Annotated in this window: 13 protein-coding genes; 9 read left to right on the forward strand and 4 right to left on the reverse strand. The window is 75.0% G+C overall.

The features are described from left to right. Positions 1–29: 29 nt before the first annotated feature. The 4 genes from QP090_RS03070 to QP090_RS03085 all read left to right on the forward strand — a co-directional run bounded on the left by QP090_RS03070 (position 30) and on the right by QP090_RS03085 (position 5,121). The gene (locus QP090_RS03070) at positions 30–1,082 is read left to right on the forward strand and encodes a polyprenyl synthetase family protein (RefSeq protein ID WP_285936900.1); all 1,053 of its coding nucleotides are present in this window, start codon (positions 30–32) and stop codon (positions 1,080–1,082) included. Between the two features lie 108 nt (positions 1,083–1,190). Then, positions 1,191–1,754: a carboxymuconolactone decarboxylase family protein gene (locus QP090_RS03075; protein WP_285936901.1), complete on the forward strand. Its 564-nt coding sequence runs from the start codon at positions 1,191–1,193 to the stop codon at positions 1,752–1,754. Then, on the forward strand, positions 1,754–3,991 hold the full coding sequence (locus QP090_RS03080; RefSeq protein ID WP_285936902.1) for a beta-glucosidase family protein: 2,238 nt from the start codon (positions 1,754–1,756) through the stop codon (positions 3,989–3,991). Before QP090_RS03075 ends, QP090_RS03080 begins: the two co-directional genes overlap by 1 nt. Positions 3,992–4,077: 86 nt before the next feature. Further along, a complete protein-coding gene (locus QP090_RS03085; protein WP_285936903.1) occupies positions 4,078–5,121 on the forward strand; it encodes a serine/threonine-protein kinase in 1,044 nt (347 codons plus the stop codon). Between the two features lie 31 nt (positions 5,122–5,152). On the opposite strand, the gene QP090_RS03090 is transcribed toward QP090_RS03085, so the two are convergent. The 4 genes from QP090_RS03090 to QP090_RS03105 all read right to left on the reverse strand — a co-directional run bounded on the left by QP090_RS03090 (position 5,153) and on the right by QP090_RS03105 (position 7,830). Then, positions 5,153–5,314, reverse strand: a complete 162-nt coding sequence (locus QP090_RS03090; RefSeq protein ID WP_285936904.1) for a hypothetical protein — start codon at positions 5,312–5,314, stop codon at positions 5,153–5,155. A gap of 64 nt (positions 5,315–5,378) precedes the next feature. Beyond that, positions 5,379–6,050: a thiamine phosphate synthase gene (gene thiE / locus QP090_RS03095; protein WP_285936905.1), complete on the reverse strand. Its 672-nt coding sequence runs from the start codon at positions 6,048–6,050 to the stop codon at positions 5,379–5,381. A 126-nt stretch (positions 6,051–6,176) separates the two neighbouring features. Further along, positions 6,177–6,506: an Rv2175c family DNA-binding protein gene (locus tag QP090_RS03100; protein WP_285938554.1), complete on the reverse strand. Its 330-nt coding sequence runs from the start codon at positions 6,504–6,506 to the stop codon at positions 6,177–6,179. Between the two features lie 88 nt (positions 6,507–6,594). Then, on the reverse strand, positions 6,595–7,830 hold the full coding sequence (locus QP090_RS03105) for an NAD(P)/FAD-dependent oxidoreductase (RefSeq protein WP_285936906.1): 1,236 nt from the start codon (positions 7,828–7,830) through the stop codon (positions 6,595–6,597). A gap of 217 nt (positions 7,831–8,047) precedes the next feature. Between QP090_RS03105 and thiO the strand changes: the two genes are divergently transcribed. From thiO to pknB, 5 genes are all read left to right on the forward strand, one after another. Then, on the forward strand, positions 8,048–9,184 hold the full coding sequence (gene thiO, locus QP090_RS03110; protein WP_285936907.1) for a glycine oxidase ThiO: 1,137 nt from the start codon (positions 8,048–8,050) through the stop codon (positions 9,182–9,184). Continuing rightward, positions 9,181–9,390: a sulfur carrier protein ThiS gene (gene thiS / locus QP090_RS03115; protein ID WP_285936908.1), complete on the forward strand. Its 210-nt coding sequence runs from the start codon at positions 9,181–9,183 to the stop codon at positions 9,388–9,390. Before thiO ends, thiS begins: the two co-directional genes overlap by 4 nt. 2 nt (positions 9,391–9,392) lie before the next feature. Then, positions 9,393–10,208 carry a thiazole synthase gene (locus tag QP090_RS03120; RefSeq protein WP_285936909.1) on the forward strand — a complete coding sequence of 272 codons (816 nt, stop codon included), beginning with the start codon at positions 9,393–9,395 and terminating at the stop codon, positions 10,206–10,208. Between the two features lie 170 nt (positions 10,209–10,378). After that, entirely contained in the window at positions 10,379–11,467 is a 1,089-nt protein-coding gene (locus QP090_RS03125) for a DMT family transporter (protein WP_285936910.1), read from the forward strand. 110 nt (positions 11,468–11,577) lie between these two features. Next, entirely contained in the window at positions 11,578–13,551 is a 1,974-nt protein-coding gene (gene pknB / locus QP090_RS03130) for a Stk1 family PASTA domain-containing Ser/Thr kinase (RefSeq protein WP_285936911.1), read from the forward strand.

The raw sequence follows: 13,551 nt of genomic DNA on the forward strand, positions 1-13,551 counted from the left end.
CGCTCCCACCGCACGGATACGATCACGGCATGTCGACGAGCCGTGTCCGCAAGGAGATCAACGAAGCCCTGCTGGCCTTCGTCGACCGGCAGCGCCCCGGGCTGCTGGCCATCAGCCCGGACCTGAGTCCGCTGGTCACGGCTCTCGACGAGCTGCTGAGCGGGGGCAAGCGGCTGCGCCCGCTGTTCTGCTACTGGGGATGGCGCGGCGCCGGAGGCGGCGCCGACCCCGGCATCGCGACCGCGGCGGCGTCCCTGGAGCTGCTCCAGGCGAGCGCCCTGATCCACGACGACGTGATGGACTCCAGCGACACCCGCCGCGGCCGGCCGTCCGTGCACCGCAGGTTCGAGGCCATGCACCGGGAGAACGACTGGCCCGGCGCCGCCGGCCGGTTCGGCGAGGGCACCGCGATCCTGCTCGGCGACCTGTGCCTGGCGTGGTCCGGCGAGATGTTCGAGTCGAGCGGCCTGGACGCCGACCGGCTCGGCGCCGCCCGCACGGTGTACGAGCTGATGCGCACCGAGGTGATGTGCGGCCAGTACCTCGACATGCTGGAGGGCACCCGCGGCCCCGGCAGCGTCGAGACGGCCCTGCGCGTGGTGGAGTACAAGAGCGCCAAGTACACCATCGAGCGGCCCCTGCACCTCGGCGCCGCGCTCGCCGGGGCCACCCCGGAGGTCCCGGTCGCGCTGAGCGGATACGGGCTGCCGCTCGGCATCGCCTTCCAGCTCCGCGACGACGTCCTCGGCGTGTTCGGCGATCCCGCCGAGACCGGCAAGCCCGCCGGGGACGACCTGCGCGAGGGCAAGCGGACGGTGCTGGTCGCGCTGACCGCCGAGCGCGCGGACCGGGTGCAGGCGGCGGCGCTGGAGCGGCGGCTCGGCGACCCCCGGCTGGACCGCGCCGGCGTCGACGCGCTCCGCCAGATCATCGAGGAGACCGGCGGACTGGCGGCCTGCGAGGCCATGATCGAGCGCTACACGGCCGAAGCCGCGGCGGCCCTGGAGTCCGCGCCGATCGCCCCGGACGCCCGCGCGGCGCTGGCCGACCTCGCGGTCGCCGCCACCGCCCGTCTCTCCTGACACCGGACCCCGCCTGCGGGTTCACCGGTGTGACACAAGTGGCACGATGTGGCCAAATGCCCCACCCGGGGTAGAACTGTCCCACCATTTGGTGGCAGAAATGTCGCCATGCCCGCCGAGAACACCGCGACGCCCGGCGACCACGCCGCGCGCACGCCGCGCGTCCCCCCGCTTCCCGAGGCCGAGTGGGACGACACGCTGAGGGCGGTGGTCGCCTCCACCGGGCCGCTCAACCTCTTCACCACCCTCGGCCGCCACCCCGACCTGTTCCGGTCCTGGATCGGCTTCGGGTCGACGCTGCTGATGAGGGGCACGCTGAGCGGGCGGGCCCGCGAGCTGGCGATCCTGCGCACCGCGCACCACCGGTCCTGCGACTACGAGTGGAGCCACCACCACGGGCTCGGGCTGGCCGCGGGCCTCACCGAGGCCGAGATCGCCGCGCTGCGGACCGGCCTGGACGGGCACCCCTGGGACGCGGTGGACCGCGCGGTCCTGGCCGCCGCCGACGAGCTGCACACGCGCGGCACCCTCGGCGACGCCGCCTGGGCGGACCTGGCCGGGCACTTCGGCGAGCGGGAGCTGATCGAGCTGGTGATGCTGATCGGCCACTACCACATGGTCGCCTTCACGCTGAACGCCCTGCGCGTGCAGCCCGAAGCGGAGGAGGGCTGATGGCCCGCGCCGGACGCCGGGCATCGGCGATGCGGAACCTGACGGCCGCCGCGGTGCTGGCCGTCCTGCCGCTGACCGCCCTGGCGACGCCCACGGGGGCCGCGCCCGTCCAGGACACGTCCGCGCGGGGCCTCACGGCCGTCCAGGCCCTCACGGGCGGCCGGGCCCCCTCCCCCGAGCGCTGCGGCGAGCCCGCGCAGCGACCGTGGTGCAGGACCGCGCTGAGCCCCGACCAGCGGACGGCGCTGCTCATGGCCGCGCTGACCGACGACGAGAAGATCTCGCTCCTGGCCGCCGACGACCCGCTGGGCGGCCCGCTCGGCGGCTTCTTCGAGACCGCCCACGCCGACACCGGCAACGGGATCCCGCGCCTCGGCGTCCCGCCGCTCTTCATGGCCGACGGCCCCGCCGGCGTCCGCCAGGGCAAGGCCACCGCGCTGCCCGCACCGATCGCGCTGGCCGCCGGGTTCGACGACGACGCCGCGCGCCGCTACGGCGGGACGGTCGGCTGGGAGGCCAGGCACCGCGGCAACGACGTGGTCTTCGGCCCGACCGTGGACGTGCTGCGCACCCCGCGCGCCGGCCGGACGTTCGAGGGCTTCGGCGAGGACCCCTACCTGTCGGCGGGCCTCGGCGCGTCCTGGATCGGCGGCGCGCAGGCGCAGGGCGTGATGGCCTCGGTGAAGCACCTGGCCGTCTACACCCAGGAGACCGACCGGATGGCGCTCGACATGCGGGTCGACGAGCGCACCCTCCGCGAGATCTACCTCCCGCCGTTCGAGGCCGCCGTCAAGAGCGGCAGAGCGGCCACCGTGATGTGCGGGTTCGGCAGGCTGAACGGGCGCTGGGCCTGCCAGGACGGCACCGTCCTGGACCGGATCCTGCGCCGGGAGTGGGGCTTCACCGGCTTCGTCCCGTCCGACCACACGGCCGCGCAGGACCCCGCCGAGGCGGCCAACGGCGGGCTCGACATGGAGCTGCCGATCGGGATGAAGTACAACGCGTTCCTGCTCAAGCTGGCGGTCGCGCAGAAGAAGGTGACGCGCGCGACGATCGAGGGGCACGTCCGCAACGTGCTGCGGACGATGTTCGCGTTCGGGGTGTTCGACCGTCCCGAGTACCCGAACGACCTCACCCGGATCGACCGCACCGCGAGCGAGACCGCCGCCCGGGAGCTCGCCGAGGGCGGCATCACGCTGCTGAAGAACGACGGCGGCGCGCTGCCGCTGAAGGCGCCGAAGTCGATCGCGCTGATCGGCCGGGCCGCGCAGGCGAACCCGACCGGGACGGGGTCGGCCAAGGTCGAGCCGTTCAGCGCGGTCACGCCCCGCGACGGCATCACCCGCCGGGCCGGGGCCGGGACGACGATCACCCACACCGACGGCGGCGACCGGGGCGCGGCGGTCGCGGCGGCCCGCAAGGCCGAGGTCGCGATCGTCTTCGCCACCGACGCCCAGGGCGAGTTCTTCGACAAGTCGTGCCTGACACTCCAGTGCGGCGACCCGCTCCGCGGCGACCAGGACGCGCTGATCTCCGAGGTCGCCGGCGCCAACCCCGACACGATCGTGGTGCTGGAGACGGGCGGGCCGGTGCTGACCCCGTGGGCCGGGCGCGTCCGCGCGATCGTCGAGGCGTGGTACCCGGGCCAGCAGGCCGGGAACGCCCTCGCCCGCGTGCTGTACGGGGACGTGGACCCGGGCGGCAGGCTCCCGGTGACCTTCCCCGCCGCCGAGAACGACGCGCCCGCCGCCGGGAACCCGGCGCAGTACCCGGGCGTCGGCAAGACGGTGACGTTCTCCGAGGGCCCGCTGGTCGGCTACCGGCACTACGACGCCAAGGGCATCGCGCCGCGCTTCCCGTTCGGGCACGGGCTGTCCTACACGCGGTTCGGATACAGCAACCTGTCCGTACGGTCCGGAAGCGTGGAGGTCACGGTCACCAACACCGGCGCGCGGACGGGCGTCGCGGTCCCGCAGCTCTACCTCGGGCTGCCGTCACCGGGAGCCGGTGTGCCGCAGCCGCCCAAACAGCTCAAGGGACACGCCAAGGTCACCCTGGCACCAGGGCGGAGCAGCCGGATCACCTTCCCGCTGACGGCGCGCTCCCTGGCCTACTGGGACACCGGCGCGGACGCCTGGAAGGTCGCCCCGGGCTGCTACAAGATCATGGTCGGCGGCTCCTCCCGCGAGATCGCGAAGACCGGCACCCTCTCGCGCGGGGGCGCCCCCTGCGGCTAAGATCGGTGGTTCCGCTGCCGATCAGCGCTAGTACACGGTACAAATGAGGCAATCTTCGTCCGTCCCCCGCCGAGTCGGAGCCCCCAGTGCCGCACGATCCCTCCCGCGGGAGGACGACCCCCCGTCCACCGCACTCCGCGCCGTCCCGTACCGGCACGGCCCGTCCCGGCACCGCCCGGACGGGCCCGGCCCACGCGGCGCCCGCCCGCGCCGGGCGGCGTCCCGAACAGCCGCTCGGCCCCGAACGGCCGCTCGGCCCCGACGACCCGCACCACGTGGGCGACTACTCCCTGCTCGGACGGCTCGGCGACGGCACCCGCGACTCGGTGTACCTCGGCCGCGCCCAGGACGGCGAGCTGGTGACCGTCAAGCTCCTGCCCGACGGCACCGAGGGCCCCCGCGCCCGCACCGGACTGGCCCGGGAGGCCGACGCCGCCCTCCAGGTCGCCGGCCGCAACACCGCCCGCGTCCTGGACGCCGACATGACCGGCGACCACCCCTACATCGTCAGCGAGTACGTCGAGGGCCCCTCCCTCCACGACACCGTGGACGACCACGGCCCCCTCGGCGGGCCGCAGATGCGCAAGGTCGCGCTCCGCACCGCCGGGGCGCTCGCCGCGATCCACCGGGCCGGCATCGTCCACCGCGCCTTCAACCCCGGCAGCGTGCTGCTGGCCCCCGACGGCGCCAAGGTCGTCGACTTCGGCGCCGCGGGCACCACCCACGCCGCCCCGACCGGCCCGCCCGCCTACATGGCGCCCGAGCAGATCGAGGACGAACCCGTCGGGCCGCCCGCCGACGTCTTCGCCTGGGGCGCCACGATGGTGTTCGCCGCCACCGGCCACCCGCCCTTCGGCACCGGATCGGCCACCGCCGTCATGCGCCGGGTCACCTCACGCCGCCCCGACCTCGGCGACATGGAGGGCCCCCTGCGCGACCTGACCGCCCGCTGCCTCGACAAGAACCCCGCCGCGCGCCCCACGGCCCGCCAGCTCGTCCGGGCCCTCCGCGAAGGCCACGGCCCCGCCCCCCAGCCCCGCCCCACCCGCATCCCCGGTTACCGCTGGCGAATGATGCTCGCCCTGGTAGGCGTCGTCGCCCTGGGCTTCGCCCTCGGCGTCCTCATCTGACTCACCAGCACTCACCTGGGGACGCATTCGCTCACCAGTGCGGCGGTCTCTCGTTGATCAACCGGGCGTCGTCGTCCTCGCCGCCTCGCCACTCGCCCCAGCCGGAGTCGGTGTCGTCGGAGGTCTGGTCCGGGAGGATCTCCAGGTCATCGCCGAGATCCACCGGCCGGTCGTCGTCGGGTCCCACGCTCATGAGTCCATTGTCGGCCATGGCGGCGGCGCCCCGGCCATCCGGGGGCCGGGCGCGCGGGACGGGGTCAGGCGGCGGCGAGGCGGCGGGCGAACTCGGCCGCGGCGGCGGCCGGGTCGTCCGCCTCGGTGATCGCGCGGACGACCACGACGCGGCGGGCGCCCGCCGCGAGGACGCGGTCGAGGTTGCCGAGGTCGATGCCGCCGATGGCGAACCAGGGGCGCAGCTCGCGGTGGGCGGCCACGTGCTCCAGCAGCCCGGGGCCGGGGGCGGCGCGGCCCGGCTTGGTCGGGGTCGGCCACACCGGGCCCACGCAGAAGTAGTCGGCGCCCGGCTCGGCCTCGGCGGCGTCCGCCTGCTCGGCGGAATGGGTGGAGCGGCCGATCAGCACGTCCTCGCCCACGATGGCGCGGGCGTCCTGGACCGGCAGGTCGTCCTGGCCCAGGTGCAGGACGTCGGCCTGCACGACGTGCGCGATGTCGGCCCGGTCGTTCACGGCCAGCAGCGCACCGTGCCGCGCGCACGCCTCGCGGAAGACCTCCAGGTACTCCATCTCCTGCCGCGCCTCCAGGCCCTTCTGCCGGAGCTGGACGAGGTCGACCCCGCCCGACAGGGCCGCGTCCAGGAAGGCGGGCAGGTCGCCCTGCCGCTCCCGGGCGTCGGTGCAGAGGTAGAGGCGGGCTCGGCTGAGCCGGGCGCGGAGCGCGACGGCGCGATCGGAGACCAGGTGCCTGGACACGATGGGGACCGGTTCCTTTCCAGGGCAAGCACGGAAAAGCGGGGCCACACGGCGGGACGAGCCCGTCGCGCGTGACCCCGCGATCCTGTCACGTGCGCTTTCGGTGCGGTGCCGGCGGGTCCGGCGTCAGAAGGCCATGGCCTGGGCGCGGCGGCGGACCTCGGTGCCCCGATTCTCGGCGAGCGCCTCGACCGGGGTGCCCGGGAGGGTGTCGTCGGCGGTGAACAGCCAGCGCACCGTCTCGCCCTCGTCGAAGCCGGCGTCCGACAGCAGCGTCAGCGTGCCGGACAGCCCCTTGATCACCTGCCCGTCCTTGATGAACGCGGCGGGCACCATCGGGTTCCCATCCCGGCGGATCGCGAGGAGCTTGCGCTCGCTGATGAGCTGCTTGGTCCTGTTGGGCGTGGTCTCGAGGCGCCTCGCGGCCTCCTCCAGAGCGAGCCATTCGCCGGCCATGGCGTCGGTGCGGGGGTCGAGGGCGCTGTCCACGGTTGCGTGCGTCGTCACGCCCCCTTGCTACCACGCCGCCGGAGCACTCAAACCATCACGGCCGCACCGCCTGGCGCACCGGTACCTCCGGATCGGCGAGCAGCACGGGGTCGATCGGGGTCCCCGCGGCGATCACGCGCCTGGCCTGCACGAGGTCACGGGGACGATCAACGGTGAGGACGGCGTCGAGCCGGTCGCCGGTGATCCACGCGACCGCCCACCTCGGGCCCGTCAGGTCGCCGCGCCGCACGAGCCGCTCGGATCCGGCGTGGTTCCCGGCGTACTGCACCATGCGGCCGAACTGCTCGGACCAGAAGTAGGGGGCGGTGTCGTAGGTGGCGTCCTGGCCGAGGAGGGTCGCGGCGGCCACCTCGGGGGCGTTCAGCGCGGCGTCCCAGTGCTCGACGAGCAGCCGCCGCCCGTACCGCCGCGACCACCAGGCGGCGCAGTCGCCGACCGCGACGACGTCGGGACGGACGGTGCCCGGCCCCTCGTCGGGGGTGCCGCCGCCGGACGCGGTGAACGTGCGGAAGGACGCGTCGGTGACGACGCCGCGTTCGATCAGCAGGCCGGAGCCCTCCAGCCAGCCGAGGTCCGGCCGGACGCCGACGCCGACCACGACCTCGTCGGCGTCGATCCGGCCGCCGCCCGCGAGCGCGAGGCCGCCGTCGTCGACCGCGGCGACCTTGACCCCGGTCCGCAGCTCGACCCCTGCCTCGGCGTACCAGGGGGCGGTGAGCGCGCCCACCTCCGGGCCGATCGCGTTGGCCAGCGGGGTGTCGGCGGCCTCGGCCACGATCACCGAGCAGCCCCGGCGGGCGGCGGCGGTGGCGACCTCGGCGCCGATCCAGCCGGCCCCGACGATCACGATCCGGGCGCCGGGGACAAGGCGTTCGCGCAGGTCGCGGGCGTCCTCAATGGTCCGCAGCACGTGCTGGCGGCCCTCGCCCGGCAGCGTGACCGGGACGGCGCCGGTCGCGATGACCAGCCCGTCGAACGGCAGGTCGCCGGCGGTGGTCGCGACCGTCCCGCCCGCGCCCGGGGCGTCCAGCCGGAGCGCGGTGGCGCGCTCGCCGAGCAGCAGGTCGCCGCCGGACGCCGACCAGCCGGTGTCGATCGTGGTGTCGTCGCGGTCGCCCGCCAGCACCGCCTTCGACAGCGGCGGCCGGTCGTAGGGACGGTGCGGTTCGGCCGCGACGAGGGTCAGCCCGCCCTCGTGGCCCTTGCTCCGCAGAGCCTCCGCGGCGCGCACGCCGGCCAGCCCGCCGCCCACAATGATCACCCTGTCCATGACGGTCACCCTAACCGGCCCGGCCGGAGCGTAACCAGACGGGTGTCCAGACAACTGGCCACGCCGCGGCGGCCGTAGGGTGGAGTCCGACAAAGCGCGGGAGTCCGGCACGACCGGGCTGAGAGGGCGGCTACCGGCCGTCCCGCCGGAGGGCGGGGCGCCACACGGGCCGCCGACCGCAGGACCTGATCCGGATCATGCCGGCGAAGGGAGCGCGATGGACATCGTGATCATTGGTGCCGGGGTCATCGGCCTGGCCACGGCGTGGCGGGCCGCCGCCCGGGGGGCCGGCGTGACGCTGGTCGACCCGGCCCCGGCGAGCGGGGCCTCCTCGGTCGCGGCGGGGATGCTCACCCCGGTCAGCGAGCTGACCTACGGCGAGGAGCCGCTGCTCCGCCTCGGACTGGCCTCCCGCGACCGCTACGCCGCGTTCGCGGCCGAGCTGGAGGAGGCGAGCGGCCTCGGCACCGGCTACCGCGCCGACGGCATCCTCGAGGTCGCCTTCGACGCCGACGACCTCAAGCACCTGGACGAGCTGCGCCGGTTCCAGGAGTCGCTCGGCATCCCCGCCGAGGCGCTCACCGGCCGCGAGTGCCGCCGGGCCGAGCCGATGCTGGCCCCGGGGGTGCGCGGCGGGCTGCTCGCCCCCGCGGACGGCTCGATCGACCCGCGCCGGCTGGCCCCGGCGCTGCTGGCCGCCGGCGAGCGGCTGGGGGTGCGGCCGGTCCGCCGCCGCGCCGCCTCGGTGATCGTCGAGGGCGACGCCGCCACCGGCGTGCGCCTGGACGACGGTACCGAGCTGCGCGCCGACCGGGTGCTGCTGGCGGCCGGGCCGTGGTCGGGCGACATCGGGGGGCTGCCGCCCGGGGTCGTCCCACCGGTCCGCCCGGTCAAGGGCCAGGTCATCCGGCTCCGCACCGCGGTCCCGTTCCTGCGCCGCGCCACCCGCGGGCTGGTGCGGGGCTCGTCCGTCTACCTGGTGCCGCGCACGGACGGCGAGATCGTGATCGGCGCGACCCAGGAGGAGCTGGGCTTCGACACCCGGGTCACCGCCGGCGGGCTCTGGGAGCTGCTGCGCGACGCCCGCGAGCTGCTGCCCGGCGTCACCGAGCTGGAGTTCGCCGAGGTCTCCGCCGGGCTGCGGCCCGGCTCGCCCGACAACGCGCCACTGCTCGGGCCGACCGCGCTTCCCGGCCTCCATCTCGGCACCGGGCACTTCCGCAACGGGATCCTGCTGACCCCGGTCAGCGCCGACCTGCTGGCCGAGATGCTCGTGGACGGGACCGTCCCGGAGCTGGCCCGGCCGTTCGCCCCCGGCCGGTTCGACGGCGCGGGCGCGAGGAGCGGGGCATGAGGATCATGGTCAACGGCGAGCCGCGCGAGCTGCCCGCGGGCAGCAGCGTGGCCGAGGCGGTCGCGGCCGTCACCGGCGCCGCTCAGCCCGGGGCCGGTATCGCCGCGGCGCTCAACGACGAGGTCGTGCGGCGCTCGGCATGGGACGCGACGACGCTGAACGAGGCGGATCGGCTCGAAGTGCTGACCGCCGTGCAGGGAGGATGAGCGTGGACAGCGTGAACGACACCGCGAACCAGGCGGACACGGCGGACGGCGGACGGCTGGTCATCGCGGGCGAGGAGCTCGGCTCACGGCTGATCATGGGGACCGGGGGCGCGCCGAGCATGGCGGTGCTGCGCGAGGCGCTGATCGCGTCCGGGACCGGGCTCACCACGGTCGCGATGCGCCGCGTCGACCCGTCCGCGCGCGGCTCGGTGCTCGACGTGCTGCGCGAGTGCGGCATCCGGGTGCTGCCCAACACCGCGGGGTGCTTCACCGCCGGGGAGGCCGTGCTGACCGCCAAGCTCGCCCGCGAGGCGCTCGGCACCTCCTGGGTCAAGCTGGAGGTGATCGCCGACGAGCGCACCCTGCTGCCCGACCCGATCGAGCTGGTGGAGGCGGCCGAGCAGCTCGTCGGCGACGGCTTCACGGTGCTGCCCTACACCAGCGACGACCCGGTGCTGGCCCGCCGGCTGGAGCAGATCGGCTGCGCCGCGGTGATGCCGCTCGGGTCCCCGATCGGCTCCGGGCTCGGCATCCGCAACCCGCACAACATCGAGCTGATCGTGGAGGGCGCCGGGGTGCCGGTCATCCTGGACGCCGGTCTCGGCACCGCCAGCGACGCCGCCCTGGCGATGGAGCTGGGCTGCGACGCGGTGCTGCTGGCGACGGCGGTCACCCGCGCCCAGTCCCCCGCCCGGATGGCCGCCGCCATGCGGCACGCCGTCGAGGGCGGACGGCTGGCCCGGCTCGCCGGGCGCATCCCGATGCGCCGCTACGCCCAGGCGTCGTCGCCGTTCGAGGGGATCGGCACGGGGGGCTGACCGTCCACCCGACAGTGAAGCAGAACTAAAGTTTCCACTGAAGAAGTACTCGCTGGACCTGAACGGTGGGCGGCGGCACACTGAACCGCACGCCCACCACCGCACGCCCTCGCCGCCGCGGTGCTCGCTTCGACCTTCATCGAAATGACCCCGTCCTAAGGTGCGTGACCATGAAGCCGATCAAGGCCGGGAGTCCGGTCGCGGAGGGGCCCGCCGCCGGGTCCCGCACCGCCGCACCCCACCTGGACGAACCCGGTGCGGGCAGGCCGGGGCTGGACCGGCGGGCCGTCGCCGCGGCGGCGGTGACCGTGGTGCTGTGGGCGTCGGCGTTCGTGTCGATCCGCAGCGCCGGGGCCGAGTTCGGGCCGGGCCCGCTCGCCCTCGGGCGGCTGCTGGCGGGCACGGCCGTCCTCGGCCTCATCTGCGCGGTGCGCCGCGAGGGCCTGCCGCCGCGCGCCGCGTGGCCGGGCATCCTGGTGTCGGGCCTGGTCTGGTTCGGCGTCTACATGGTCGTGCTGAACTGGGGCGAGCAGCAGGTGGACGCGGGCACCGCCGCCATGGTCGTCAACATCGGCCCCCTGCTGGTCGCGCTGCTCGGCGGGTGGCTCCTGCGCGAGGGCTTCCCGCGCCGCCTGCTCGCCGGGATGGCGGTGTCGTTCGGCGGCGCGGTGGTGGTCGGCCTGTCGATGTCCGGGTCGGGCAGCTCGTCGATCATGGGCGTGCTGCTGTGCGTGGCCGCCGCCGTGTCCTACGCGACCGGGGTGGTCGCGCAGAAGCCCGCGCTGCGGCACGCCTCGGCGCTCCAGGTCACCACGTTCGGCTGCGCGGTCGGCGCCGTCGCCTGCCTCCCGTTCTCCGGACGGCTGGTGACCGAGCTCGCGGACGCCCCGGCGGGCGCAACGCTCAACATGGTCTACCTGGGCGTCTTCCCGACCGCGCTGGCGTTCACCACCTGGGCGTACGCGCTGGCGCGCACCTCGGCCGGACGGATGGGCGCCACCACCTACGCCGTCCCGGCCCTGGTGGTGCTGATGTCGTGGGCGGCGCTCGGCGAGATCCCCGGCACGGTCACGCTCGCGGGCGGCCTGCTCTGCCTGGCCGGAGTCGCGGTCTCCCGCGGCTCCCGCCGCCGCGCCGCCGCGCCGGAGCCCGTCCCGCACGTGGAGACCGTCCCTTCCCCGGACCCCGGCGCCGCCCGGCGGAGCGGCACGCCCTCGGGGACCGCCCCGGCCCCGGGGAGAACGGGAACGGTCCGGTGACACTCGGGAGTCGCCAGGTCACGCGTGCGGTACCGGAAATACCGAGACTCGCCGATGCTCATACTCCCGGCTGATGAGATCCGGTTGGATTCACCTTTAAACTCGCTCTGATGGACACGACGGTTGCTGATCCACTCGTCGGGCGGGTGCTCGACGGGCGCTACCGCATTGAGTCCCGGATCGCCCGCGGCGGCATGGCCACCGTGTACGTGGCCCGCGACATCAGGCTCGACCGGGTCGTCGCCATCAAGGTGATGCATCCGGGGCTCGCCTCCGACGACGACTTCGTCGCCCGCTTCATCGGCGAGGCCAAGGCCGCGGCGGCGCTCTCCCATCCCAACGTGGTCGCGGTCTACGACCAGCGCACCGACGGCGAGCACGTCTTCCTGGTGATGGAATACGTCCCGGGCCGCACGCTGCGCGACCTGCTCGCCGAGCGGGGCCGGCTCGGCCCGCGCGCCGCGCTGGAGGTCATGCAGCCGGTACTGGCCGCGCTCGGCGCCGCCCACCGCGGCGGCCTGGTGCACCGCGACGTCAAGCCGGAGAACGTGCTGATCACCCGGGACGGCCAGGTCAAGGTGGCCGACTTCGGGCTGGCGCGGGCCGAGTCGGCGAGCAAGATGACCAAGACCGGGCTGATCATCGGCACCGTCGGCTACCTGTCGCCCGAGCAGGTGACCTCGGGCAACGCCGACGTGCGGTCCGACGTCTACGCGGCCGGGGTGCTGCTCTTCGAGCTGCTCACCGGCTACCTGCCGCACCGGGGCGAGAGCCCCCTGTCGGTGGCCTTCAAGCACGTCAACGAGGTCGTCCCGGCGCCGTCCACGGCCGTCCCGGGGCTGCCGCCGCAGGTCGACGCGCTGGTCACCCGCGCGACGGCGAAGGACCCCGCGCACCGTCCCCAGGACGCCAACCAGTTCCTCGCCGAGGTGGCCGAGGTGCACGGCGGGCTGGCGCCCGACCTCGACCAGCGCCTCGAGGAGGCGTCCCACAACGCGACCGCGGTGCTGGAGGCCCCGGCCCCGACCCTGGCCGGCGGCGGGGCCCGCACCGCGGTGTTCGACCCGTCGGCCACGTACGCCCCGTCGGCCGCGTACGGCCCGCCGGGCGGGACCGCGCCGCCACCGCCGCGCGGCACCGGCGACCGGATGCTCGGCGCGGCCACCGGCAAGTACGTGCTCATCGCCATCGGCGCGATCGCGGCGGTCATCCTCGGCTGGGCGATCTGGTACCAGACCTCCGGCCAGTACGACCACGTCCCCGAGCAGATCGTCGGGATGCGGCTGGCCGACGCCCGCGAGCAGCTCGAGGGCGGCGGCCTCGAGGTGCGGGTCGCCGGCAAGGTCTTCAGCGACCGGGTCCGCAAGGGCGAGGTCGTCAAGTCCGATCCCCCGGCCGGGGCGCGGGTCGCCAAGGGGCAGACCGTCACGCTGACCCCGTCCAAGGGCCGCGCCCCGAAGGACGTGCCCGACGTCGGCGGCAAGTCGGCCGACGACGCCAGGCGGGCCCTCGAGAAGGAGGGCTTCACCGTCGGCCGCACCAGCACCGCGGCCTCGCAGACCGTCGGCAAGGACCTGGTCGTCCGCACCGATCCCCCGGCCGGCGAGCAGCAGTCGCCCGACGAGCCGGTCGACCTGGTGGTCAGCACCGGCATGTCGATGCCCGGCCTGATCGACACCAACGGCGACGAGGCGGCCAACCGGCTGCGCTCGATGGGCCTGGACGTCAAGGTCGACAAACGCGACGGCGGCGGCAAGCCGCCCAACGTGGTGCTGAGCCAGGACCCGCAGCCGGGCACGGGGGTGTCCCGCGGCGACAAGGTCACCCTGGTGGTCAGCAAGCGCAACTGCGCCTTCGACGCGGGCCCGATCCAGCTCGGCTGCGACGACGACGGCGGGGGCGCCGCCGCCGTGCCGGTGCCCAACACGGTCGGGCAGAAGGTCCAGGAGGCCCGCAAGGCGCTGGAGAGCTCCGGCTTCCAGGTCAACGTCACCGGGTTCGGCGGCAACACCGTGCGGTTGCAGACGCCGGGGGGCGGCGAGGCCCCGCGCGGCTCCACCGTCACCCTCGTCCGGGGCCCCTGA

This window comes from Actinomadura xylanilytica (assembly GCF_030283145.1).
Classification (GTDB): Bacteria; Actinomycetota; Actinomycetes; order Streptosporangiales; family Streptosporangiaceae; genus Spirillospora; species Spirillospora xylanilytica.